This is a genomic window from Aquimarina atlantica (genome assembly GCF_000626715.1).
In the GTDB taxonomy this organism is placed as follows: domain Bacteria; phylum Bacteroidota; class Bacteroidia; order Flavobacteriales; family Flavobacteriaceae; genus Aquimarina; species Aquimarina atlantica.
The window spans coordinates 373,100-397,464 of record NZ_AQRA01000002.1 but is presented as its reverse complement, the minus strand read 5'-3'; the positions used below and the strand labels follow the sequence as shown (position 1 = coordinate 397,464).

The window sequence follows — 24,365 nt, the reverse complement described above, 5'->3', positions numbered from 1 at the left end:
AATCAGTTTATCTATTATTTATTTTACAAATGAAAAGACACACTTGGTTATTTGTGTTTCTTTTAGGGATTCATCTCCTTTCTGCACAAGAATGTGATAAAACACTTTCTGGTAGAGTCATAGATTTTCATGATGGAGCACCCCTTGAAGGCGCCACAATAACATTTAATAATCGCACAATCGTGACAGACGCTTCTGGTAAATATTCTATTACAGGTTTATGTGCAACAGCATATGCTTTTACTGTTTCTCATGAAAAGTGTAATTCGCAGGTAGTAACTCTTGATGTAGGCAAAACGTCCTCAAAAGATTTCTCCTTAGAACACCACCTTAATGAATTAGAAGAAGTAAAAGTTTCGGGAGCTAATGATGATAAAACAACTTCTGCTCAAGAAGAGACTATAGGTTCTGATATCATAGAAAAATATAGTAGTGCCTCTTTAGGAGATGCCCTTAGAGAAATTACAGGTGTTTCGTCTTTAAATACCGGATCTACGATTGTAAAACCAATTATTCAAGGTCTTAGCGGAAGTCGTGTATTGATCATGAATAATGGCGTTCGCATGCAAGATATGGAATGGGGTGATGAACATGCTCCTAATGTAGATATTAACACCGCAGGAAATGTTACTGTTGTTAAAGGAGCTTCTGCATTACAATACGGAGGAGATGCAATAGGTGGTGTTATCATTATGGAACCTCGTAAAGTACCAGCAAAAGATACTTTGTTCGGAAAAACCCGATTATCTGGGGCTCTAAATGGTAGAGGAGGATCGATTTCTTCAGAATTGATAAAAGGATATAAAAATGGGTGGTTTTTTAAAGCGCAAGGAACACTAAAGCGCTTTGGAGATGTAGAAGCACCAGACTATATTCTTTCTAATACAGGAATATTCGAAAAAGGAGCTTCCCTGTCTTTTGGAGTAAATAAATTTACCCATGGCTGGGATGCATATTATTCTTTTTTTGATAATGAAATTGCTGTACTGGCAACATCTCATATTGGTAATGTAGACGATCTTATAAATGCTATTAATGATCAACAACCCGCAATCATTCGAGATTTTACCTATGAGATTGATAATCCTAAGCAAGAAGTTACGCACCATTTGGGACGTTTTCGATATTTTAAACGTTTTGAAGAACTTGGGAAATGGAATACACAATATGATTTTCAATATAATAAACGATTTGAGTTTGATATTCGCAGAACAGAAGAACTTACCAAACTACCTAGCATAGATCTTGAGTTAAAAACACATACATTAACCTCAGATTTTAGTTTTGATTCGAATCCTGATTTTCTGTGGAATGCAGGAGTGCTATTTAGATATCAGAATAATTTTGCAGATCCTGGTACAGGAGTAAGAAGACTAATTCCAGACTATGATAAGTATGATGCAGGAGTATTTGTTACAGGTGAATATGGCGTAACAAATGATGTCATTATAGATGCAGGGATTCGATACGATTATAATCGTATGGATGCTAAGAAATTTTATTTAAAATCAAGGTGGGAAGAAAGAGGATATGATGTAGATTTTTCTAACCTCATTATTGAGGATTTTAATACACAATGGTTAACTAATCCAGTTTTTGATTACCATAGTATTTCTGGTACTGCAGGAATACAATATACTTTTAGAGAAGATTACGAATTTAGATTCAATTATGCACTAGCACAACGTGCTCCTAACCCTTCAGAGTTATTTAGTGATGGCTTACACCACTCGGCTGCCAGAATTGAGTTAGGAGATTTAAGGATAGATCAGGAAACATCTCATAAAGTATCTCTAACTGCACAAAAGAATACAGAAAAATGGGGATGGGAAATAGCACCATATGCCAATTTTATAAATGATTATATTTTGCTAGAACCTGTAGATGTCCAACTATCAATACGAGGAGCATTTCCTGTTTGGGAATATCGACAAACCGATGTTAGATTATTGGGTGTTGATGCAAAAATTTATGCTAATTGGTATCAGAACTGGAGAACAGACCATAGTTTTTCTATAGTAAAAGGAAAAGAAAATGAAAAAGATGTTGCATTGATTAATATCCCTGCACCAACTTTTAATAACAGTGTTACTTATAGTAACAAAAATTGGTTCGGACTTAATATTTCTTTACAAAGTCAATACTTTTTTAGACAAAATGAATACCCGCCCAATATATCTGTGTTTTCTCCACAACAAAATGAAAATGTATTGTTAGAGATCAATACACCCCCAGATGCATATCATTTGTTAAATGCAGATACTAGTATGGAGTTCTCGTTAGGAGAACGAAATAAACTAAAAGTTGGATTAACAATAAACAACATATTAAATACAAGCTATAGAAATTACTTAAATCGTCAGCGATATTTTGCAGATGATCTGGGGAGAAACTTTTTATTAAGATTATCAGTTAACTATTAAATTAAATTTTTGAAATGATGAACACACGCAAACTTTTATCAACGCTTATCGTAGGAGGTATTTTATTCGCATCTTGCTCTAATGATGATGATAATCCGGTACCGGTTAATGAAGAAGAATTAATAACCAAAATGACAGTATCTCTAGTTAATGGTGCAAACACCATAACTTTGGTTGTTAGTGATGAAGATGGAGCAGATGGTCCAAAAGAACCAGTAATAACAGTATCAGGTAATTTAAGTGCCAATACAACATATAATGGATCTGTAGAATTGCTTAATGAATCCGAGACTCCTGTCGAATCTATCAATGAAGAGATAGAGGCAGAAGCAGATGAACATCAGTTTTTCTATGAAGCAAGTTCTGCACTAAACATTACCACAGCTTATACAGATAAAGAATCAGATTATAAAAAAGAAGATGGAACCTCTTTTACGACCACTAATCCTGTTGGGCTAACATTTACAGTAACGACAACAGATGCAGGAACAGGAACCTTTACAGTAACATTGAGACACCAACCTAATAAAGCTGCAGATGGAGTAGCTGCTGGAAATATTGCTAATGCAGGAGGTGATACAGATATTACCCAAAGCTTTAATATTACAGTACAATAATTGAAACTCGATTAATTATGTAAGTTGAATTTGTGTAAAATTTCATAATTAGTTTCAATTCTAGCCCTCGGGAGTAGTTACCCGAGGGTTTACTTAAAGTTAAGTTAAAAAAAGACGAACCAAACAAAATTGGCATTAATTTTGTATATACAAAAAATCTACAGTGTTAGGGAAAAGTTTAAAAACACTGGGAATACAATAAACATAATTATTACATAAAATAAAGTAATTTAAAAATTGACTTTTAATAAGTTAGTAGTATTGGTTTTATCAATGCATTAACATACTATTAAATGTTAATTATCATCAAAAAAACGTTAAAATATTTAAGGGATAGCGCTTATCTTCGTATCATAAGCCTAGCCTAACAAAACAACATAATTGAAACTATCATAATTAGTATAAGTTGAGTTTGTGTTAAATACAATTAAGTTTCAATTTAGACCCCTGGGAGTAGTTAACCCGGGGGTCGATTTTTTAGTCTTGTTTTAAATATAAAACCTTTAAAAACTGACTCCGATCCCTATTATTTTTATAGTAATATATCTGCAATAATTAATAAGATTTGAAATCTAGGTAATTTTGCAATCCCATTGCATTACAATATTACTATCTTTGTAATGTGAAAATTTTAGTATTCATATTATCAATATATTTTCTGGCACTCGATTTTATGCCTTGTAATGATAGTATGCCTATCACAGAGGATTCTCAAATTGAAGCTTTTGCAGATTGTTGTGAAAATCACGAACATAGTAGTGTAGAAAATGACTTATGCTCTCCTTTCTGTCAATGTCATTGTTGCCACATTCATGTAATTGATTTCAGTATTGAGACATATCAATTAATATCTCCAGAAATTTCTACAGAGTTATTTGCCCATTTTGATAGTGTTGGTAAAGAAATCTCTAATACACTATTCCAACCGCCACAAGTTTAATTTAGTTTATAGGATAACTATGTCTTGTTGCTATCTTTTTTAAAAGAAAGTAACAGCTATTTAACATCGAGAAATTCTGTTTAATCGAATTGAATCGTGATGTCTAACTGAATTAAAACTATTATATGCTTAATAAAATAATTAGGTATTCCATAACTCATAAATTGATTATTGGATTACTAACACTAGCATTGATTATTTTGGGAATATATTCATTAAAACAGCTGCCAGTGGATGCTGTTCCTGATATTACAAATAATCAAGTACAGGTGATTACCTCTTCTCCAACATTGGCATCACCAGAAATAGAGCGGCTAATTACTTTTCCTGTAGAAATTACAATGGCGACCATTCCTGAAATTGAAGAAATACGTTCGTTTTCACGTTTCGGGTTATCAGTAGTAACCATTGTTTTCGAAGAAAACGTAGACGTGTATTGGGCAAGACAGCAAGTTAGTGAACGCCTTGTCCAGGCACAATCCCAAATTCCTGAAAACATAGGAAAACCAGGAATCGCTCCTTTAACCACTGGCTTGGGAGAAATTTACCAATATGTTATTACTACAAAACCAGGTTACGAAGACCAATATGATGCGACAGAATTAAGAACGATTCAGGATTGGATTATAAAACGTCAACTATTAGGTACACCAGGAGTAGCAGATGTAAGTAGTTTTGGAGGGTATCTAAAACAATATGAAATTGCGATACGCCCCGAACGATTAAATGCTATGAATATATCTATTTCTGAAATATTTAATGCATTAGAAACTAATAATCAAAACACGGGAGGGGCTTATATAGAGAAAAATAATAAAGCCTTATTCATACGAAGCGAAGGATTGATCGGAACCATAGAGGATATAAAAAATATTCTCATCAAACAAACATCTGAAGGGATACCGGTTTTAATTAGTGATGTAGCCAAAGTACAAACCGGAAAAGCCATTCGTTATGGTGCTACTACTCGTAATGGAGAAGGAGAAGTAGTAAGTGCTATTGTAATGATGCTTAAAGGAGCAAATTCTGCAGAAGTAATTAAAAATGTAAAAAACAAAATAGCATCTATTACCAAAACCCTTCCAGAAGGAGTAATAATCGAACCTTTTTTAGATAGGACTAAATTAGTTAATAATGCAATTGGTACAGTGACCACTAATCTTATAGAAGGCGCATTGATTGTTATTTTTATCCTATTATTATTACTGGGGAATTGGCGAGCAGGGCTTATTACAGCATCGGTAATACCATTGTCGCTTTTGTTTGCTTTTAGTATGATGCATCTTTTTGATGTTTCTGCAAATCTAATGAGCCTTGGGGCAATTGATTTTGGCTTGATAGTAGATGGGGCGGTAATTATTGTAGAAGCCACTTTGTTTCATCTTGGAGCCTTAAAACTTAATAGGAAGTTGACACAGAAAGAGATGGATGAAGAAGTATATAGGTCAGCCAGTAAGATCAGAAATTCTGCTGCTTTTGGCGAAATCATTATTCTTATTGTGTATTTACCCATTTTAGCCCTGGTAGGAACTGAAGGAAAAATGTTTGGCCCAATGGCGAAGACAGTAGGTTTTGCTATCCTGGGAGCTTTTATACTATCACTAACTTATGTTCCTATGATGTCTGCATTGGTGTTGAGTAAAAAAGGAACTCATAAAGAAAATATTTCTGATAAAATCATGAATTTCTTCTATCGACTATATGAACCTATAATCAAATGGTCGATGCGTAGTAGAATATTGATTCTGGCAATTACATCGGGACTTTTTATAATCGCATATTTGGTATTTAATAACCTGGGAGGAGAATTTATTCCAACACTAGAAGAAGGTGATTTTGCAGTAGAAACCAGAGTGCTTACCGGAAGCTCTCTTTCTAATACAATAAAAGCGACTACTAAAGCAGAAAAAATAGTGCTCGATAATTTTCCAGAAGTATTACAAGTGGTTTCAAAAATAGGTTCGGGAGAAATACCTACCGATCCTATGCCTGTAGAAGCTGCAGATATGATGATTATTCTTAAAGATAAATCAAAGTGGGTATCTGCTTCCAATCGTTCAGAATTGGCTAATAAAATGGCAGAAGCTTTAGAAGTACTACCAGGAGTGGCTTTTGGTTTTCAACAACCTATTCAAATGCGATTTAATGAACTAATGACAGGAGTACGCCAGGATGTAGCTATAAAAATATATGGAGAAGATTTAGCTAGACTTTCCTCTTATGCAAATCAGATTGGTAAAATTGCCAGAAATGTTAAGGGGGCAGTCGATGTTTATGTAGAAGAAGTGACAGGAGTACCGCAAATCGTAATCGATTACAATAGAGCTCAATTAGCAAAGTATGGCCTGGATATTAAAGCAGTTAATAATACAATTCAGGCAGCTTTTGCAGGAGCATCTACAGGATTGGTTTATGAAGGAGAGAAACGTTTTGATTTAGTAGTACGATTAGATAATAGTAACAGAACCAGCCTTGCAGATGTACAGAATCTTTATATCAATGGGCATAATGGAGAACAAATTCCACTACAACAACTGGCAACTGTATCCATCAAGGATGGGCCTTATCAAATACAACGAGATAATACAAGAAGGCGTATTATCATTGCTTTCAATGTTCGGGATCGTGATGTCGAGAGTGTTGTAAAAGAAATTAGTACTAAAATTGATAAACAGGTAAATTTTGCATCGGGATACACTGTCGCTTATGGAGGTCAATTTGAAAATCTGGTCAAAGCTAAGCAACGCTTGTCGATAGCAGTTCCTTTAGCATTACTGCTTATTTTCATTCTATTGTATTTTACTTTTGGTTCTTTAAAACAAGGAGTTTTAATATTTACAGCAATTCCTCTTTCTGCAATAGGAGGAGTATTTGCACTTTGGCTTAGAGATTTGCCTTTTAGTATTTCTGCAGGTGTTGGTTTTATAGCCTTATTTGGTGTAGCGGTGTTAAACGGGATCGTACTTATTGCAGAGTTTAACCGATTAAAAAAAGAGGGTATTACCGATATTGTTGAACGAATCTATAAAGGAACCAAAACTCGGTTACGACCTGTAATTATGACCGCAACTGTTGCCTCATTAGGGTTTTTACCAATGGCAATTTCTCAAACCTCGGGAGCAGAGGTACAACGACCTCTTGCAACAGTAGTTATCGGAGGGCTGATTACTGCTACTTTTTTAACCCTGGTGGTATTACCTATTCTCTATTATTATTTTGAAAAAAGAGTACGAATGAAACCTAAAAAAACAATGCTTTTACTAGCAGTACTTTTTGTAGTATCAGGAAATATGGCTAACGTAAATGCTCAAACTAGTGAAGCAAAAACCATATATCAAAGCTTGGAAGAAGTTATGGATGCAGCTTTAAGAAATAATCCAAATCTAAAAGTTGCTGCGTTTCAAACCGAGAAGGAACATGCCTTAAAAGGAACTAGTTTTAACCTTCCCAAAACTGATTTTGATGTAACATATGGACAAACCAATAGCGATTTTGATAATGATACTCGATTTAGTGTCAGCCAGACGTTTGCCTTTCCTACGCTTTACACCAACCAAAACAAGTTGGCAAAAGCATCGATAAAATCCAGCGAATTGAATCAAAAAGTGGTTCAGAATGAGATGGTAACACAATTAAAAGCAACGTATTATCAATTGTGGTTTCTAAAGAGTAAACAACAATTACTTCGAAAACAAGATAGTATTTATCAGCGATTTGTGTATGCTGCAAACCTGCGATTTAAGACAGGTGAAAGTAATGCATTAGAGCAAGCAACAGCCAATGCAGAAGTAGCAGATTTACAAATTAAAATACAGGAGAATGATGCAACCATACAACAATATCAATTGCTTATGCAAAAATTGGTAAATTCTGAAAACAGTGTTGATATTGCTGTGGGAGATTTAAAGGTAAAATCAAATTTACTACCGGCACATCAAAATGCTATAGCTATAGAGAAAAATCCAGTACTATCTTTTTACAAGGAACAAATCACTATTGCTGATATTAAGAAATCGGTAGAAGTATCAAAAATGCTTCCGGATATCACAGTAGGGTATTTTAATCAATCTTTTAATGGCCCGGGACAAACGGCAAATGGGACTGATGTGGTTTTTGACTCTGGAAATAGATTTACAGGTGTAAAGTTGGGTTTGGCTATTCCGATTTGGGGCAAACCACATGCAGCAAAAATAAAAGCAGCCAAAATTAGTCAAAAAGAAAGCCAGGCACAGTTAAATGTGGTTGAAAATGAAGTTAATACCCAATTAAATATGCTATTGGAACGACTAGAAAAAAACCAAAAGAACTTGTTATATTATGAGAAAAATGCGCTTTCACAATCCGAACTGTTATTAAAACAATCTCAGCGAGGTTTTACAGAAGGAGCTATCGGATATATAGAATATGTACAAGGACTCAATCGGGCACTAGAAATTCAAACCAAATACTTAGAATTCATAAACGCTTACAATCAAACTCTTATCGAAATTGAAGGTATAAACGCAATTCAATAAAAATGAAAACAAACATATATAAATTAATAGCCATATTCGTACTTCTGCTTATCTTAGGGTGTAATAATAAAGCAGCTACAACTTCTGAAGAAAAACATGAAGAAGGTAACGAAAACTTTGTTGAGTTGACCGATGAACAAATGAAACAAACTCAAATAGAAATAGGTAAAGCTCAGAAACGTAAAATAGGAAATGAGTTAAGTGTTAATGGAATGATCGATGTTCCTCCCCAAAGTAACCTTTCTATTACAGTTCCTTATGGTGGATTTTTAAAATTTACCGACATGCTACCTGGTACTCGATTAAGAAAAGGACAACTTGTTGCAAGAGTAGAGAATCCAGATTTTATAGAATTTCAAAGAGATTACCTCGAAGCAGTTGCAAAAAATGAATACCTGAAAGCAGATTATGAACGTCAGGAAACACTAAATAAAGAAAGTGTCTCTTCGACAAAAGTATTTCAGAAGGCAAAAAGTGATTACCTAATTAATAAAGCAAATATTCAGGCGTTAGAAAGTAAATTAAAAATGGTAGGTATCAATCCTTCTAATGTAAACAATGGAAGAGTATCTTCTATAGTAAACGTATATTCTCCTATCAATGGAGTGGTAAGAGAAGTATATGTGAATACGGGAAAATATTTTGGATCAGAAGACGTATTAATGGATATCACTAATGCCGAAGATTTACATGTCGAGCTCAAAGTGTATGAAGATGATATTCCATTAATAAAAAATGAGCAACGTATTCGTTTTCGATTAGCAAATGAACCTGATAAATGGATGGAAGCAGAGATTTTCTTGATAGGTAATAATGTAAGTGATGATAGATCTATAACGATTCATGGGCATTTAAAAGAGAAAAACCAGGAGTTGCTTCCAGGAATGTTTGTAAACGCAAAAATTGAAGTTGGCGCCCGTGAAGCATATGCGGTACCAGAAGAAGCCATAGTACGTTTTGATGGAAACCATTATGTTTTTGTAGCGGGAGAAAAAAGAAGAGAGGGAGAAACAATAGTTACTGATTTTGAAATGATACCGATTACCAAGGGAACCGAAGAAGAAGGATTCGTAGCAATTACGTTAGAGGATAAAAATAAAGACATTAGTACAACTCGATTAGTAATAAAAGATGCTTTTACCATATTGGCGAAGGCAAAAAATAGTGAAGAAGGGGGGCACGGACACGGACATTAATAATGAACACCATTGCAATTTTTTTAGAATCGAAGAAAGTACGACCAACAGCGATGCGATTACTGGTCTATAAATATATGGCCCAGAGTAATGTAGCCAGAACACTTGGAGATATTGAAAATGCTTTTGCAAAAGCAGATAGAACCACGTTGTATAGAACCTTAAAGACATTTGAAGAAAAAGGTATTGTACACCAGGTAGATGATGGAACCGGTACTATAAAATATGCACTTTGTGAAGCAGGTTGCAATTGTGATATTGGCAGAGATTTACATTTACATTTTCATTGCAATAATTGTAGAGAAACGACATGTCTTACAGAGCATAAGATCCCTCAAATCAATTTGCCAGATGGATATATTGCCGAAGATATGAATATGGTAATAAAAGGTATATGTGAGCATTGTAGTGGTTAAGAAATGCACTTCCATTGCACGATTACTATGCATATTTTTGTATAAAAGATATCACCATATGAAGTTCAACATAACAATACCACCAAAACTTAAAATCGAATATGATAAAGAATTGTCACTTTATAAAACGGCATTATCCAATAACAATTTGCCAAAAGCATGGGATCATTTAGAGCGCAGCCATATTTTGGGGCAATCATATCCCTGGGAGCATTCTTATACGCATTATTTGATGCTTAAATACGGTATGCTTACCAGAGATTCTAAAGAAATTTTTGGACAAGTTATTCGTTTGATTGTAGGAGGCTGGAAATCTTTTATTAATAAAGTTCCTATAGGTAATACAGGAGGTGCTAATGTACCTCCTTTAAAAACAATGCCTATACCTCATGATTTGAAAATAAAATTAGAATCATACCAAAAGTAATTATGGGACACGATCATTCGCATGACCACGCAGGAAAGAATTTAAAAATTGCATTTTTTCTAAATTTAAGTTTTACAATTTTAGAAATTATAGGAGGTTTTTATGTAAATAGTATTGCTATTATTTCTGATGCTATTCATGATTTAGGAGATTCACTTTCTTTGGGTACCGCTTGGTATCTCGAGGGGAAATCGAAAAAAGAAGCCGATGCCAAATTCTCATTTGGGTATAGGCGTTTCTCTCTCTTGGGTGCCCTGATTAATAGCATTGTTTTGATTTTGGGATCCATTTATGTGATTTATGAAGCCATAGGTAGATTATTAGAACCCGAACATTCTGATGCAGAAGGAATGATTGTTTTTGCACTCCTGGGAATAGCAGTTAATGGGTATGCCGCATGGAAAGTAAGTAGCGGAAAATCATTAAACGAGAAAGTGGTTTCCTGGCACTTGTTAGAAGATGTATTGGGCTGGGTTGCTGTGCTCTTTGCAGCAATTGCTATATATTATACAGATATACAGTACCTCGACCCTGCTCTTTCTCTTTTAATAACACTATATATTCTATATAATGTTATTAAGCGATTAAAAGAAACATTATTTGTTTTTCTGCAAGGAATCCCAAAAGATATTAATGTAGAAGAAATAAAATCAAAAATACTACAAGTACCACATGTTGGTTCTATACACCACCTTCATATTTGGTCACTAGAAGGAGAGCATCATGTTTTTACGGCACATGTTAAACTAAAAAACATCACAGAAACCGATCAGATTATTCATGTAAAGTCAGGAGTTAAAAAGGCTTTGATGATGTATCATTTTAGTCATTGCACTATCGAAACAGAATTGTATGGTGAGGAGTGTATATTAACAAAGTAATAGAGGGTTATTTATATTCTACCGTATTAAACTTTAATAACAGATCACCAGTATTTTTTAAATCATGAACAAAATCGCCTTTAGTATCATGATCATAATATGATACATCTCCTTTTTGGTACTTTATTTCGACAATCCTGCCATTTTCATAATGAGATATGGCAACCCCTTGGGTTAAACAAATCCAGGTATAGTTTTTTGTATGCTTGTGAAACGGTAATTGATCTCCGGGTTTTAATAGTATAGACCAAACTTTAATACGATCATCTTCAAATAACAGAATATCTCCAACGCGATTACTTTTTTTGCTGTTTTGTAGTTCTTGTATTTTAGCGTTATCCCAATTTTTAAAACTACCAGCAGGATTAATTTCTCTTGTGATCATAATTTTATACGTCTAAAAATGGATAATCGGTATACCCTCTTGCATCTCCACCACCAAAAAGAGTATGAGGATCAGAAATATCATTCATTGTAGCATTTAATTGTACTCGTTTAGGGTAATCAGGATTGGTTAGAAATTTTCTTCCAAATCCTACCAGGTCAACTAAGTTTTTATCCAATAGATCATTAGCTTCTTTAGGAGTCTTATTTCCTGTAGCTATAATTGTATGTGTAAAATTAGCTCTCAACTTAATTCTGAAATCTTCTGGAATTGTAGGAGCATCATCCCAATCGGCTTCACATAAATGAATATAGGTTATTCCTATTTGGTTTAATGCTTTGGCAGCAATCATAATGGTTTCCAAAATTTCGGGATCATTCATATCTTTAAAACTTATAAAAGGAGATAGACGAACCCCTGTTTTATTAGCTCCTATTTCATCTGCCACTGCTTGAGTAATTTCTTTAAGAATACGAATTCTGTTTTCTTTGGTGCTGCCGTATTCGTCTGTTCTATGATTGCTATTACTTCGTAAAAACTGATCAATTAGATATCCGTTGGCTCCATGAATTTCGACTCCATCAAAGCCAGCTTCGATAGCATTTCTTGCCCCTGTCCTAAATTCTTCGACAACTTGAGTAATATCATCTTTGGTCATCTCCCGGGGTTTTTCGACAGGAACAAATGTAGCATCGCCATTAGGAGCACCATCAAAAATATATACCTGTGTATCTTTTGCTATTTCGGCAGAGGGAGCAATAGGTTGTAACCCGTTTACTTTTGAAGAGCTTACACGTCCCACATGCCATAGTTGTAAAAAGATTTTACCACCTTTTTTGTGCACTGCGTCTGTAACGAGTTTCCAACCTTCAATTTGTTTCTGAGAATAGATCCCCGGAGTTTTTGCATAGCCCATTCCTTGTAGCGAAATTTGAGTAGCCTCGGTAATAATAATTCCGGCAGAAGATCTCTGTTCATAATATTTTGCCATTAAAGCATTAGGTATATTTCCGGGCTCTTCTGCTCGGGAGCGTGTCATGGGAGCCATTAAAAAACGATTTTTTAATGAAACCCCGTTCATTTCGTATTCTGTATGTAGTGTGATTTTCATAACTTATTTTTGTAAGAGGTTATCAATTGAAAAATGGTTGTTTTGTGTTGTATCAATCAAAAGATAAAAGAACAATACGTAGACCATTTGAAATCCGACCCATTCCCATTGTTCGACCAAACAAGAACCAAAAATTAGAATAATCATTAATATTCCTCCTGCCAGACAGGTAGGATAGGTAAACAATCCGAAAATTAGGAAGACACCAATAGTGAGTTCTGCAAAAGGCACTATTTTTGCAAAAGCAGAAATGAATATTTCGGGTAGTATGGTTTCTTTATAAAGAGTTGTCATCCAGTTGCTAAAGGTTTCTATTTTTGGAATTCTTACTAATCCATGTGCTAAGAGGTTGGCACCCATTGCTAATCGTAGTAGAAAATATGCATGGTTTTTTGAGGTTGTATTTTTCATTTGTTATACATTAATTCTGAATTATCTCTGGGCGTCTTTGGATCATCTTTTATCATTTTTGCAATATCATCTTTACGCATAAATACCACACCTTTATGTTTCTTAGCATACTGTATAAATAGATCTACCACACGAACAATTGATGGTGCCCCACCGATTCTGTCGTGTAAACTCACCGACATCATTCTTCTTTTATTGCCAGCTTCATCATATAATTGATCAAACTCCATTTTTAGTTGATTTAAAAACTGGCCAGGAGTCCAATTTTTACCTTCAATATTTACGATATCATTATTACGAAGTGTATACGGCATAACTACAAAATCTTTTCCTCTAACTTCTGTGATAAATGGTTCATCATGGCTTACATCATCTATGTGATATAAGAAATCAAGTTCTTGCAACACCTTTAGTGTGTTGGGACTGCGTCGTAACCAATTCGCATTATAACCTATACCGCGTTGTCCGGTAATCGTTTCAACGGTATCAATACCAGTTTTTATAAATGCTAATTCTTGTTCATATGTCATATCCCATTGGTCATTCCAGGCGATCCCATGTGCAGCAATTTCATGACCGCGATTTGCAATAGCTTTGGCAACTTCGGGATATTTGATAGCAGCAGCACCAACAATATGAGAGCTAACTTTGATATTGTGTTTATCCCACAAATCGAGCATTCTGTAAATCCCTTCTTTGGCACCGTAACGAAACCAACTTTCTGCAGGAAGATCAGGATGTCCCTTTGGTAATGGTTTTGCAGCAAAAGGACTTTCTGCACCTTCTGGTTGTCCGCCTGTTTCAAATTGCATTGAGAATGAGATGACTAATCGTGCATTATTTGGCCAAAAACGATCTGTTATGCTATCGGTTTCTATTGTAGTGGTTTTTATAAGTTCCTTTTCTGAAGTATGACTAGAAAATAGAGCTACACATGCACTTACAGAGAGTACTAAAAAAGATGTTTTTATTAGTTTCATTGGATTTACCATTTGTTTATAATGCAAATTTAGATGAAGGAAGAAATCTATTTTTGGTATATATTCATTGTATATTTGTAAAAATCTATGCTAGTATACCTGTGTCAAAACGTTTTTTTAGTGCAAAATCTTTAAATGTATTCGAACTGTCGCTTGATAAGTGGGAGTATCCAAAGCATTCTCATAATTTTTTCGAATTAATTTTTATTCTTAAGGGGAATGGGCAACACATTTTAAATGAGAGTATTTTTGAATATACAAAAGGGGATATCTTTTTATTGACCCCAAAAGACGAACACGAATTTATTATTAGCGAGCATACAGATTTTGGCTTTATTAAATTTACAGAACAGCTTTTTATAGAAAAAACAGAACTGGTTTCGGATTTAAAATGGCGAAAGAATTTAGATGCTGTTGTATTACATGCTAATAGCATTCCCGAAAATATTATTTCTAATCCTACAGATAGATCACATGTATTCGAATTGTTTCGAATTATTAAAAAAGAGTACCAAACCCCCTCTTTGTATAGTCGCTCAATTTTGTTAGAACTATTAGGTGCATTATTAATTATAATATCAAGAAATCTTAATAAAAACGTTGCTATACCTACCATTTCTGAAGAAGAAAAGGTAAGTGATATACTTACGTATATACGGCAGAACGTTTTGGATAAAGATGCTATTAGGATAAAAAAAATTGCTGCAACATTTAATATGTCTCCTAGTTATGTAAGTGTATTTATTAAAAAACATGCAGGTATTTCGATACAGCAATATGTGATTCAGACAAAAATCAAAATGGCAGAACGATTATTGAAACAAACAAATTTGAATATTTCTGAAATAGCTCAAAAAACAGGTTTTACAGACTCTAGTCATTTTAATAAACTATTTAAAAAATATACAGGTAAAAACCCAAGTGATTTTTAATCCGCCAAAATAATTTTATAATTAAAGTTTTTTTGGAGTCATTATTGTAGCCATGTTTAATCTATAAATTTCTATACATTTAGATAATGGAGATAAATTATAATATTGTATCGCTGATCGACACTCTCGGGTTAATACAAGGAGTTATTCTTGGTCTGTTACTTATTATTATAAATAGAAAAAAAGATAAGTCTACTTTATTTTTGGGTTGGTTCATAATTGTATATGCTTTAAACCTGCTCCCGGCAATATTAGAAGACCTAAATATTACAACATATTATCCTCAATACAATTTATTGCCTTTTGAGTTTACGTGGCTGTTGTTCCCATTATTTTATATTTATGTTCAACAGGTTTCTATACTCTCTAAAAATAAACTGAGTTACTGGACACTAATTCCTGGTATAGCAGAATTTATTATCGGAGTATTTGTGTTTTTTCAGGATAATGATTCGAAAACGACAATAGAAGAATCTCTTTGGTATAATCTTATACTTTTAGGAGGAGTTCTTTTTTCTTTCTTTATAGGTTTTAGAACCTTAAATTTTATAAAAAAGCATACCAAAGAGTTAAAAGATCAATATACATCTACAGAATATCGAGAGCTGCGTTGGGCAAGAGGGTTTGTTGGTTTTGGACTTCTCCTTACTTTTGTTGCAATAGCTTCTGAGTTTTTTGATACCGGTTTTTACTTTCATTTAACGCTTTCTACTATTAATGTTATGTTATTGTATTGGATATCTGTACGAGGTATTCTTCAACAAAATGTAAAGACTTTAATTCCTATTGAGGATAGTGAAAAAACTACTGACAAAAGAGACAAAGCCAATGATTCTTTAATAAATAATGAAAGTACAACACAATTACTACAAGAAATAGAGAAATTCATTCAGGATGAAAAGGTATATACTGTACCTGATTTAACTATCATTGATATTGCAGAAAAGATAGGAGCACATCCTAAGCGTATTTCGGGAGTAATAAATTCCCAGCTTAATCAAAATTTCAACTCATATATCAATAGTTTTAGAGTCGAAAAAGCAAAAGAACTTCTAAGAAGTGATATTGCGAATAGCTTAAGCGTCGAAGGCATTGGTAACGAAGTTGGTTTCCAAAGTAAAAGTACATTTTATGATGCTTTTAGAAAATATACAGGCACCACTCCTTCTCGTTTTAAAAACAGCGAATAACCTTCTTTTTTTTATGTCCGGATTCCTGAAGCAGGAGTGAAACCCTTGTTTTTAGGACTATTTCCGTTCGGATTTCTGAAATCCGAACCGCTACTCTATTATTTTTCTTGGCTGTCTTTTTCCTTTTCACAAATCTTTGTGCAACGTTAAAAATTAAACTATTCAAAAATGAAACGTGTAGTTATAATATTGCTGGTTTTTTTAGTTGTGATCTGGTCCAGTTTTATTGTTTGGGAATTACAGATAACCAAATGGGAAAAAACCATAACCGGTCCGGCAATACGAGTTGATCTCGTACTTATACTTCCCATCCTGATCGGAATAACGATTTATGTGATTGATCAAATTATCACAATATCAAAAAGGAAATAAAGGATTTTTTAAACAGTAAAAATAGGGTGTTCTAATAGTTTACTGTTGTGTAAGAAGGAAGAACACCGAAATTAATAATAAATAATAAAAAGTAAGAAAAATGAAAAAAGTAATTCTATTAAGCGCATTTATTATCGCATCAATCGTAACAAGTAGTGCACAAACTTCGGCTCCGAAATATGAAGTAAAAGTTATTACTAGTGTAGAATCTATAGTTCCTAGTGGTTTAGGGCGTTCAAGGTTGATTTCGGCAAATGCAGAAAGAGATTATAAGGAGTTTACCTCTACACAAACAGAAGATGATAATACGCGTAATAAATCAAAAAGAAAAGCAATTCGTGTTAAGGATTTTGAGGAAACTAAACTTTTAAACTTTTATAACCTGGTAGGGATTCGTTTTCAGAATATTGCAGCGAACGATGCGGTAATTTCGTCAAAAATAACCACAATGCTGGCAGAGGGTTGGGATCTGATTTTTGTAACCAGTGCCGTAGAAAGTGATGCAGGCGAAGGAGATAGTAATGGGATATTTATTACACGTTTCATTTTTAAACGCGCAATACAATAGTGATTAATTCATAAAAACGAAAACATGAAAAAAACCTAGAAAACATGAAAAAAACCTATTTAATTGTGCTCTTTTTTGCAGTTAGCCTAGTACAGCTTTATGCACAAAAAACATCTTCTTTTTATGTTGATATTGGAGGTGGTTTTTCCTCCTTTCAGGATGTAAAATACTCTAATGTTAAGTATAATGGATTTGGTGGTGTATTTGGATTGGGATATCTAAAAGAAAATGAAAAAGCAATCTGGGGTGTTAATTTACAAGGAATAGTAACTACAGAAAAAGCTGCTACTCACGACAATACAGTTAGCACTTACAATCCTATGTTGCAGGCCAAATATCTTCATCGTATTAGAGAAAACCTATTTATTGGTGCAACATGGGATGTGCTGGATTTATATGCAAAAAACTTTGATGGCTTGGGTAATAATAGTGCATATAATGTTACAGGAAGTACATTGTGGGCTTCGGCAATATATGATTATAAAAAGTTTCGTTTTGGCTTAGATTTAGGATTGGTTTCTTATTTCAAAGAAAGTACTGGGTTTGCCTTTTCGGCATCGCAGAATGTATTGGAGAATGGAGATTTTGATTATCAGAATGATAAAATTGATAGTCCTTTTGCCTTTAAGTATTATGAATTGAGGACTATACCCAAACATTTTCAGGTAAGAACAAGTATACGATACCAATTATCAAACCGGTTTTCTGTAGGATACAAATGGCACCTGAGGAAATTTTCTGAAGTTAAGAAGTATCCGGTAACCTATGGTATACATTCACTCTCTATTCGATATAACATTTTTAAACGCACGAAGTAAGAGTGATGCGCTTTAATTAATTTTTTAATAAAACATTGTAATGAAATATCTAAAAATAAAAATAGGTCTGCTTCTATTTTTGGCAGTGTTCAGTTCTTGCGAAAAAGCGTTGATGGAACCAAATCCAAAAACAGATGCACTTGCTGTATTTGATGAGTATACCACTCTGGTACAGGAGAAATATGCTATGCTCGAATTTAAGAATGTGAATATAAATACGTTGAGAAGCAACCTTAGAGGAAAGATTAATAATGCTACAACTCAAAAAGAAGTTTTTGAAATTCTAGGTGAGGTTACCAAAAGCTTAAGAGACGGTCATTCTAGCCTTATAGAAGATCAAAACAATCCAAATGGGATGTCTATAAGTTTTGATCTTGAAGAAGGATATCCGGCAGGAATAGATGCTGCGATCTTAGTGAATAATTATATTGGTAATACGGTCAATTCTGAAATAAAGACATTAGCAGGAGGGCAGGGATTTAGAGCTGTATGGGGTACTTTACCACAAGATAGAAAAATCGGATACTTATGGATTCCTTCGTGGAATGTTGAGATTTCTGATGATGAAATTGAGCGAATATTTCTGGATTTAAAAGATACCAAAGGTCTTGTTTTTGATATGCGGACTAATACAGGAGGGGATCCGGCTTTGGCAACCAAATTTGCATCTTATTTCACAGATAAACCTATTTATAACGGGTTTGAACGTTTTAAAACCGGTCCGGGGCCAAATGATTTTTCTGATAGTCATATCACGCTTCAACCAGCAGGTAGTGCAAACAAATACCTAAAACCCGTAATGGTACTTACCGATAGAAATGTATACAGTGCCTCTACTACTTTCTTGTATTCTGTAGATCCGGTAGAAAGCATAAAAACAGTAGGACAAAGAACAGGAGGAGGAAGCGGATCTATAGCCGACGGATATTTAGCTAATGGATGGTATTGGAGCCTCTCTACAAGTGAATTTATTGATGCCCAGGGAAGACACCTGGACGATGGAGTAGAGCCAGATATTCCTGTAGTACTTAACCTTGAAGATACAACAAAAGATGAGGTGATAGAGCGTGCAATAGTAGAATTGCAATAGCGCTCATAAATCGCTATAGATCTAATTTATATAACAGCATTAAACGTAGATAGGTTCGGGGGAGCATTTGCCTGGGGTTGTAGTTAACAATAGCTAAAACCTCGGGCTTTTTGTGTTTTGGTGAGTAACCTGGATTATAGAAAGAATACGGCAATAATACGTTCTGATATCAAATGTAACATAGAAAATGATGGTGTACTAAATTAAAAACAATCTTACGGTTTTCCGTACATATTAAGTATGGTAAAACCATAATTTTACTTTCTATTACTGTACCAATAAAGTAAAGAAGATAATCGAATAATCATTATCATTTTTCGAAGTACAGTATGTGTTTTTAATCTATAGCTATGAATTCTATGTTAAAGCAAATACAATTGATAGAGCGAACTGATCAGCTTATTCGTTTGCAAGCTACCGGATCTCCCGTAGAACTGGCAGCAAAGTTAGGTATCTCTAAAACCAAATTATATCGTATGCTTTGTATCATGAAAGAATTGGATGCTCCTGTAGAATTTGATACGCTCACGCAAAGTTTCGTATACTCAGAACCGGTAGGGTTTACTTTTGGATTCTATAAAAAAGGTCAAAAAACAAATATCATTAACCCTTCTATAGGGTAACCAAGAGAACATGAACAAGATAGCGCGGATTTGTAATCCGTGAAACATACCGAAACATAAAGACAGTCACTTAATAATATGGCTGTTTTTTTATAGTTAATTATTAATAATATCGCTATAAATAAATTTTTTTTGAAGTTTTTAAAAGCACGGATTGTAAATCCGCGTCATCGGTTTTATGAAAAACAAATCATTATTAAATACGTCAATGGTAGTGTTTTTGCAGCGCAAAGATGACGGCTTTTGTAATTTTATAAATTATACCGAACTTAGGTTATATTAATTCATAAAGCATTGTTGCAGCGGTTTCTGCAGTTATATCTCGTTGCGGCATCCCAAACATTTCATAGCCAACCATAAATTTTTTAACAGTAGCACTTCGCAATAATGGAGGATAAAAACTCATATGCCAATGCCAATGGGTATGATCAAGATTATGAGTTGGTGCCTGATGAATCCCACTAGAATAAGGAAAAGAACAATTAAATAATTGATCGTACGCCCGGGTCAATACAGAAATACATGTTGCATAAGCGATTCGCTCATTTCGACTCATTTCTAAAATAGAAGATTGTCTCTTTTTGGGAATAATCATTGTCTCGAATGGCCAAATAGCCCAAAAAGGAACTAATACAACAAAGTGTTCATTTTGAAATACGATGCGTTCTCTCTTTTCTAATTCCAGGATCACATAATCTTCTAGTAACGATGTACCATGTTTAGAAAAATAGCGCCGTTGATTATCATCTTTTTTTAAGATCTCATTAGGTAGATGAAACTGGCTCCATATCTGCCCATGAGGATGCGGGTTGCTACATCCCATAACCGCACCTTTATTCTCAAAGATCTGTACGTAATTAATCTCTGGTAGCGCGCCTAATTTTTGATATTCTTCTTGCCATACTTCAATCACTTTTTCAATAGCGTATACAGGCATATTGGCTAAGCTTTTAGAATGATCCGGGGTAAAACAGATTACTTTGCAGATTCCTGTTTCACTTTTTACTTTAAACAGTTCTTCTTCTATTGCAAAAGAAGGAGATTCGTTTTGTAATGCTGCAAAATCGTTTTCAAAAACAAAAACATCCTGGTAATCTGGATTTTTCTTTCCTCCGGCCCTCGTATTTCCCGAGCATAAATAACAATCTTTATCATAAGATGGTAATGATTGTGTATTGGTTTCTTCTTCCTGGCCTTGCCATGGTCTTTTTGCCCTGTGTGGGGATACCAATACCCACTCTCCTGTAAGTGGATTATAACGCCTGTGAGAATAGTCTTGTAATGCTGTATCTAACATGAGGAATCTGCTACAATTTTCCAATTACCATTTATTTTTTTGAAAATGATCATAAAAGTACCATCAGCATTGCCTACGCTGCGTACTAAATGATATTCTCCCATCACAAAATAAGACTCACCATCAATTCGGGAGATATCACTAATAACAAAGTTTAATGTGCCCGTATGGGCTTTAGTCGGGTATCCTTTTTTATAATTAGCTAATGTGTTATCCCAACCATAGGTTAATCCTCTACTCCCGTAAAACTTTAAAGAATCCGATTTCCAATACCCTTGCATATACCCTTCCAGATCATGATTCGACCAGGCTTGTTCCTGTGCTTTCAGCACTTTAATAATTTGCTGTTTATCGGCTTTCTCATCTACTTTTATTTCCTGATGACAGCTGGTTAGCCCTATTAGTACTCCTAATATATATAGATATCTTGTGATCATATTATGTGATTTTATACGTTCCTTGTGCAATATGGATATCATATCGACTTAGTGTTTTGTTAAACTGTTTATGGTATAAGGGAGCGATTGTATCAATAAATACATCTGCAGTTCCTTTTTTAATGATGTTAATAGTACAACCGCCAAATCCACCTCCCATCATTCGTGCACCTAATACATCGGGATTTTGCCTTGCCTGATCAATTAAAAAATCCAATTCTGTACAACTTACATTATATTGATTTTGCAATCCGTTATGCGACTCAAAAAGTAGTTCGCCAAAAGTTACGTAGTCCTTTTTTTCCAGGGCAATAGCAGCTTTTAGAACTCGTTCGTTTTCTTGTATGATAAATAGCGCTTTTTGATAATGATCTTGGTTGATTTCTTCTTTAATGGCAAATAAGGCTTCATATGTAGCATCTCTTAGCACAGGTACTTCTAAGCGTTTTGCTACCGCCTCGCATACCGAACGTCTTTCATTATATGCGCTTTCTGCCAGACTATGTTTTACATTAGTATTGATTAAAACAATATCGTATTCTTTAAAATCAACAGAAAAATAGGTTGCTTTAAGATTTCTGCAATCTAGTAATAAAGCATTACCTTCTTTTCCAAACATACTGGCGTATTGATCCATAATACCACATTGTACTCCTACATAATTATGTTCTGCTTGCTGAGAGATATAAATCATTTCTTTTTTGGTCAACCCAAGTTCAAACACTTCATTTAACCCAAAAACAACACTGTTTTCCAGGGCAGCAGAGGATGATAATCCGGCTCCCAGAGGGATATTACCTGCAAAAACCAAATCAAAATTATAGATCGTTTTATCTCTTTTAAGAATTTCGGCAACGACTCCCAGCACATAATTTTTCCACCCTCCATTTTTGATAGGTTGCATATTTTGTAACGAAAATTCTAAAACTTCATTGGTATCTATGGCATAGACCGAACAAAGCATAGCATTATTTTTCTGGATTCCTGAAACGATCCCTTTATTAATTGCTGCGGGAAAGACAAACCCCTCATTATAATCGGTATGTTCCCCAATTAGATTAATTCTACCTGGAGAAAAAGATAATACAGGTTTAGTATCAAATCGTTTCAGAAAAGAAGATTTTACCTTTTCTAGTAATGATTCATTTGTCATTTATGCAAAGTATATATAGATTCCTAGAACGATCAAACAGATCGTAATTCCTACAGTATTAAGATGTTTCCAGGGGGTAATATCAACTTGTTCTGTATAGTGTTGCTGGTATGCTTCTGTTCGGGGTCTAAATTTACCTATTAGTAACATGATAAGTACATTAAGTACAAAGAGAATAGCCATAACATGTAAGAAATGAGGGAATTGCCCAACAAAAACAAATTCATCTAATAAAATATAAGCTACATATAAAACAACACCAGAAATGATAGCAATTTTTGCAGCAATTGCAGGGACATATTTGGTAAGATATCCCACTACAATAATGGTTAAAATAGGAATGCTATAACACCCATTTACTTTTTGTAAATACCCAAATAAGCCATCAGGTGCATATGCAATTAGTGGCGCGATACACATAGCCACAATTGCTAATATGATACCAAAACTTTTTCCGGCTTTTACCGTTTGGCGTTCTGTAGCATCTGGTTTAAAATGGGATTGGTATATATCAATTCCGAATAGGGTAACCGAACTGTTTAAAGCCGAATTAAAAGAACTCAAAATAGCACCAAACAATACTGCTGCAAAAAAACCTACCCACGCAGCAGGTAATACTTTGGTTACTAACATCGGATATGCCTCATCCGGATTATCTAATGTGTTCCCAAACATGTGAAAAGCAATTAATCCCGGTAATACAACAATTAGTGGCCCTAGTATTTTTATAAACGAAGCTAATAACAAGCCTTTTTGGCCTTCTTTTAGGTTTTTAGCTCCTAATGCTCTTTGGATAATCGCCTGATTGGTTCCCCAATAAAACAATTGAACCAACATCATACCAGTGAATATAGTTCCTATCGGAATTGAAGATTCTGGCCCTCCTAATGCTTTGAATTTTTCGGGATGAGATTGTGTTAATGTAGCAATTCCTTCAAAAATACTGCCATCACCAATGGCCATTAATCCAAATATTGGTATTAACAATCCTCCGACCAGTAACCCTATTGCATTAATGGTATCGGATACTGCGACTGCTTTTAAACCACCAAAAATGGCATAAATAGACCCTATGATACCGATTCCGAAAACGGTTATCCATAAAGCAGTAGTTTCATTAACATTTAACATGTCAGGTACATCAAACATTGTATTAATGGCCAATGCTCCAGAATATAAAACGATAGGTAATAACACCACCACATATCCACTTAGAAATAATGCAGAGGTGATTGTTTTGGAGGTTTTATCGTATCGTCTTTGTAAAAATTGGGGAACAGTGGTTATTCCTCCTTTTAGATATCGGGGTAATAAAAATACTGCGGTAACTACCATAGCGATTGCAGCCAGAGTTTCCCATGCCATAACCAGTATCCCTTCTTTAAAGGCAGCTCCGTTTAAGCCTACGATTTGTTCGGTTGATAGATTGGTTAATAATAACGACCCTGCGATAACGATGCCTGTTAAACTTCTTCCACCTAGAAAATACCCGTCAGAAGAAGATTCATCTGTTTTTCTGCTTTTTATATACGCTATTATTGCTACTAATAATGTAAACCCTATAAATGTGATAAACTGCATAGT

At 34.3% G+C, this 24,365-nt stretch carries 23 protein-coding genes; 15 read left to right on the top strand and 8 right to left on the bottom strand.

Annotation, left to right across the window (positions count from 1 at the left end):
* Positions 1 to 29 precede the first annotated feature (29 nt).
* From ATO12_RS06230 to ATO12_RS06195, 8 genes are all read left to right on the top strand, one after another.
* Positions 30 to 2,423 carry a TonB-dependent receptor gene (locus tag ATO12_RS06230; RefSeq protein ID WP_034240186.1) on the top strand — a complete coding sequence of 798 codons (2,394 nt, stop codon included), beginning with the start codon at positions 30 to 32 and terminating at the stop codon, positions 2,421 to 2,423.
* A gap of 17 nt (positions 2,424 to 2,440) precedes the next feature.
* Positions 2,441 to 3,040: a hypothetical protein gene (locus ATO12_RS06225; protein ID WP_051575646.1), complete on the top strand. Its 600-nt coding sequence runs from the start codon at positions 2,441 to 2,443 to the stop codon at positions 3,038 to 3,040.
* Positions 3,041 to 3,662: 622 nt separating this feature from the next.
* The gene (locus ATO12_RS06220) at positions 3,663 to 3,980 is read left to right on the top strand and encodes a DUF6660 family protein (RefSeq protein WP_034240184.1); all 318 of its coding nucleotides are present in this window, start codon (positions 3,663 to 3,665) and stop codon (positions 3,978 to 3,980) included.
* Between the two features lie 125 nt (positions 3,981 to 4,105).
* Positions 4,106 to 8,494, top strand: a complete 4,389-nt coding sequence (locus tag ATO12_RS06215) for a CusA/CzcA family heavy metal efflux RND transporter (RefSeq protein ID WP_034240182.1) — start codon at positions 4,106 to 4,108, stop codon at positions 8,492 to 8,494.
* Positions 8,495 to 8,496: 2 nt separating this feature from the next.
* Entirely contained in the window at positions 8,497 to 9,690 is a 1,194-nt protein-coding gene (locus ATO12_RS06210; RefSeq protein WP_034240181.1) for an efflux RND transporter periplasmic adaptor subunit, read from the top strand.
* A 2-nt stretch (positions 9,691 to 9,692) separates the two neighbouring features.
* Positions 9,693 to 10,106 (top strand): Fur family transcriptional regulator, encoded by a 414-nt coding sequence (locus ATO12_RS06205; RefSeq protein WP_034240178.1) that lies wholly within the window; start codon positions 9,693 to 9,695, stop codon positions 10,104 to 10,106.
* A 58-nt stretch (positions 10,107 to 10,164) separates the two neighbouring features.
* Positions 10,165 to 10,533, top strand: coding sequence for a DUF3703 domain-containing protein (locus ATO12_RS06200; protein WP_034240176.1), 369 nt, complete (start codon positions 10,165 to 10,167; stop codon positions 10,531 to 10,533).
* 2 nt (positions 10,534 to 10,535) lie between these two features.
* Positions 10,536 to 11,414, top strand: a complete 879-nt coding sequence (locus ATO12_RS06195) for a cation diffusion facilitator family transporter (protein WP_034240173.1) — start codon at positions 10,536 to 10,538, stop codon at positions 11,412 to 11,414.
* Between the two features lie 7 nt (positions 11,415 to 11,421).
* On the opposite strand, the gene ATO12_RS06190 is transcribed toward ATO12_RS06195, so the two are convergent.
* Genes ATO12_RS06190 through ATO12_RS06175 form a run of 4 tightly spaced genes read right to left on the bottom strand, consistent with a single transcriptional unit; the run spans position 11,422 to position 14,301 of the window.
* Complete coding sequence (locus ATO12_RS06190; protein WP_051575645.1) at positions 11,422 to 11,799, bottom strand: cupin domain-containing protein; 378 nt, start codon at positions 11,797 to 11,799, stop codon at positions 11,422 to 11,424.
* Between the two features lie 4 nt (positions 11,800 to 11,803).
* On the bottom strand, positions 11,804 to 12,910 hold the full coding sequence (locus ATO12_RS06185; protein ID WP_034240170.1) for an alkene reductase: 1,107 nt from the start codon (positions 12,908 to 12,910) through the stop codon (positions 11,804 to 11,806).
* A gap of 3 nt (positions 12,911 to 12,913) precedes the next feature.
* Entirely contained in the window at positions 12,914 to 13,321 is a 408-nt protein-coding gene (locus tag ATO12_RS06180) for a DoxX family protein (protein WP_034240168.1), read from the bottom strand.
* A complete protein-coding gene (locus tag ATO12_RS06175) occupies positions 13,318 to 14,301 on the bottom strand; it encodes a polysaccharide deacetylase family protein (RefSeq protein WP_034240167.1) in 984 nt (327 codons plus the stop codon). Before ATO12_RS06175 ends, ATO12_RS06180 begins: the two co-directional genes overlap by 4 nt.
* Between ATO12_RS06175 and ATO12_RS06170 the strand changes: the two genes are divergently transcribed.
* The 7 genes from ATO12_RS06170 to ATO12_RS06140 all read left to right on the top strand — a co-directional run bounded on the left by ATO12_RS06170 (position 14,283) and on the right by ATO12_RS06140 (position 19,894).
* Positions 14,283 to 15,233: a helix-turn-helix transcriptional regulator gene (locus ATO12_RS06170; protein WP_034240165.1), complete on the top strand. Its 951-nt coding sequence runs from the start codon at positions 14,283 to 14,285 to the stop codon at positions 15,231 to 15,233. The genes ATO12_RS06175 and ATO12_RS06170 overlap by 19 nt on opposite strands.
* A gap of 86 nt (positions 15,234 to 15,319) precedes the next feature.
* Complete coding sequence (locus tag ATO12_RS06165; protein WP_034240163.1) at positions 15,320 to 16,423, top strand: helix-turn-helix domain-containing protein; 1,104 nt, start codon at positions 15,320 to 15,322, stop codon at positions 16,421 to 16,423.
* Between the two features lie 168 nt (positions 16,424 to 16,591).
* The gene (locus ATO12_RS06160) at positions 16,592 to 16,795 is read left to right on the top strand and encodes a hypothetical protein (protein WP_034240160.1); all 204 of its coding nucleotides are present in this window, start codon (positions 16,592 to 16,594) and stop codon (positions 16,793 to 16,795) included.
* Between the two features lie 100 nt (positions 16,796 to 16,895).
* Positions 16,896 to 17,363 (top strand): hypothetical protein, encoded by a 468-nt coding sequence (locus tag ATO12_RS06155; protein ID WP_034240159.1) that lies wholly within the window; start codon positions 16,896 to 16,898, stop codon positions 17,361 to 17,363.
* Positions 17,364 to 17,407: 44 nt separating this feature from the next.
* Positions 17,408 to 18,181 (top strand): hypothetical protein, encoded by a 774-nt coding sequence (locus ATO12_RS06150; RefSeq protein WP_034240157.1) that lies wholly within the window; start codon positions 17,408 to 17,410, stop codon positions 18,179 to 18,181.
* A 40-nt stretch (positions 18,182 to 18,221) separates the two neighbouring features.
* Positions 18,222 to 19,271, top strand: coding sequence for a S41 family peptidase (locus ATO12_RS06145; RefSeq protein ID WP_081801981.1), 1,050 nt, complete (start codon positions 18,222 to 18,224; stop codon positions 19,269 to 19,271).
* A 350-nt stretch (positions 19,272 to 19,621) separates the two neighbouring features.
* Complete coding sequence (locus ATO12_RS06140; protein ID WP_051575644.1) at positions 19,622 to 19,894, top strand: hypothetical protein; 273 nt, start codon at positions 19,622 to 19,624, stop codon at positions 19,892 to 19,894.
* Positions 19,895 to 20,168: 274 nt separating this feature from the next.
* Here the strand turns inward: ATO12_RS06140 and ATO12_RS06135 are convergent, their stop codons facing one another.
* The 4 genes from ATO12_RS06135 to ATO12_RS06120 are packed head-to-tail and all read right to left on the bottom strand — an operon-like array spanning position 20,169 to position 24,362.
* On the bottom strand, positions 20,169 to 21,191 hold the full coding sequence (locus tag ATO12_RS06135) for a UDP-glucose--hexose-1-phosphate uridylyltransferase (protein ID WP_034240152.1): 1,023 nt from the start codon (positions 21,189 to 21,191) through the stop codon (positions 20,169 to 20,171).
* Positions 21,185 to 21,628 (bottom strand): YybH family protein, encoded by a 444-nt coding sequence (locus tag ATO12_RS06130; RefSeq protein WP_034240149.1) that lies wholly within the window; start codon positions 21,626 to 21,628, stop codon positions 21,185 to 21,187. Before ATO12_RS06130 ends, ATO12_RS06135 begins: the two co-directional genes overlap by 7 nt.
* A 1-nt stretch (position 21,629) precedes the next feature.
* Positions 21,630 to 22,781 carry a galactokinase gene (gene galK, locus ATO12_RS06125; RefSeq protein WP_034240146.1) on the bottom strand — a complete coding sequence of 384 codons (1,152 nt, stop codon included), beginning with the start codon at positions 22,779 to 22,781 and terminating at the stop codon, positions 21,630 to 21,632.
* Positions 22,782 to 24,362 carry a solute:sodium symporter family transporter gene (locus tag ATO12_RS06120; RefSeq protein ID WP_034240142.1) on the bottom strand — a complete coding sequence of 527 codons (1,581 nt, stop codon included), beginning with the start codon at positions 24,360 to 24,362 and terminating at the stop codon, positions 22,782 to 22,784.
* Positions 24,363 to 24,365 lie beyond the last annotated feature (3 nt).

Bases quoted from the DNA above. Each gene is read 5' to 3' on its own strand.
- ATO12_RS06130 (WP_034240149.1), bottom strand. From the start codon at position 21,628: ATGATCACAAGATATCTATATATATTAGGAGTACTAATAGGGCTAACC.
- ATO12_RS06165 (WP_034240163.1), top strand. From the start codon at position 15,320: ATGGAGATAAATTATAATATTGTATCGCTGATCGACACTCTCGGGTTA.
- ATO12_RS06205 (WP_034240178.1), top strand. From the start codon at position 9,693: ATGAACACCATTGCAATTTTTTTAGAATCGAAGAAAGTACGACCAACA.
- ATO12_RS06200 (WP_034240176.1), top strand. From the start codon at position 10,165: ATGAAGTTCAACATAACAATACCACCAAAACTTAAAATCGAATATGAT.
- ATO12_RS06120 (WP_034240142.1), bottom strand. From the start codon at position 24,362: ATGCAGTTTATCACATTTATAGGGTTTACATTATTAGTAGCAATAATA.
- ATO12_RS06230 (WP_034240186.1), top strand. From the start codon at position 30: ATGAAAAGACACACTTGGTTATTTGTGTTTCTTTTAGGGATTCATCTC.
- ATO12_RS06225 (WP_051575646.1), top strand. From the start codon at position 2,441: ATGAACACACGCAAACTTTTATCAACGCTTATCGTAGGAGGTATTTTA.
- ATO12_RS06210 (WP_034240181.1), top strand. From the start codon at position 8,497: ATGAAAACAAACATATATAAATTAATAGCCATATTCGTACTTCTGCTT.
- ATO12_RS06145 (WP_081801981.1), top strand. From the start codon at position 18,222: ATGAAATATCTAAAAATAAAAATAGGTCTGCTTCTATTTTTGGCAGTG.
- ATO12_RS06195 (WP_034240173.1), top strand. From the start codon at position 10,536: ATGGGACACGATCATTCGCATGACCACGCAGGAAAGAATTTAAAAATT.
- ATO12_RS06190 (WP_051575645.1), bottom strand. From the start codon at position 11,799: ATGATCACAAGAGAAATTAATCCTGCTGGTAGTTTTAAAAATTGGGAT.
- galK (WP_034240146.1), bottom strand. From the start codon at position 22,781: ATGACAAATGAATCATTACTAGAAAAGGTAAAATCTTCTTTTCTGAAA.
- ATO12_RS06180 (WP_034240168.1), bottom strand. From the start codon at position 13,321: ATGAAAAATACAACCTCAAAAAACCATGCATATTTTCTACTACGATTA.
- ATO12_RS06160 (WP_034240160.1), top strand. From the start codon at position 16,592: ATGAAACGTGTAGTTATAATATTGCTGGTTTTTTTAGTTGTGATCTGG.
- ATO12_RS06185 (WP_034240170.1), bottom strand. From the start codon at position 12,910: ATGAAAATCACACTACATACAGAATACGAAATGAACGGGGTTTCATTA.
- ATO12_RS06135 (WP_034240152.1), bottom strand. From the start codon at position 21,191: ATGTTAGATACAGCATTACAAGACTATTCTCACAGGCGTTATAATCCA.
- ATO12_RS06155 (WP_034240159.1), top strand. From the start codon at position 16,896: ATGAAAAAAGTAATTCTATTAAGCGCATTTATTATCGCATCAATCGTA.
- ATO12_RS06150 (WP_034240157.1), top strand. From the start codon at position 17,408: ATGAAAAAAACCTATTTAATTGTGCTCTTTTTTGCAGTTAGCCTAGTA.
- ATO12_RS06140 (WP_051575644.1), top strand. From the start codon at position 19,622: ATGAATTCTATGTTAAAGCAAATACAATTGATAGAGCGAACTGATCAG.
- ATO12_RS06170 (WP_034240165.1), top strand. From the start codon at position 14,283: ATGTTTTTATTAGTTTCATTGGATTTACCATTTGTTTATAATGCAAAT.
- ATO12_RS06175 (WP_034240167.1), bottom strand. From the start codon at position 14,301: ATGAAACTAATAAAAACATCTTTTTTAGTACTCTCTGTAAGTGCATGT.
- ATO12_RS06215 (WP_034240182.1), top strand. From the start codon at position 4,106: ATGCTTAATAAAATAATTAGGTATTCCATAACTCATAAATTGATTATT.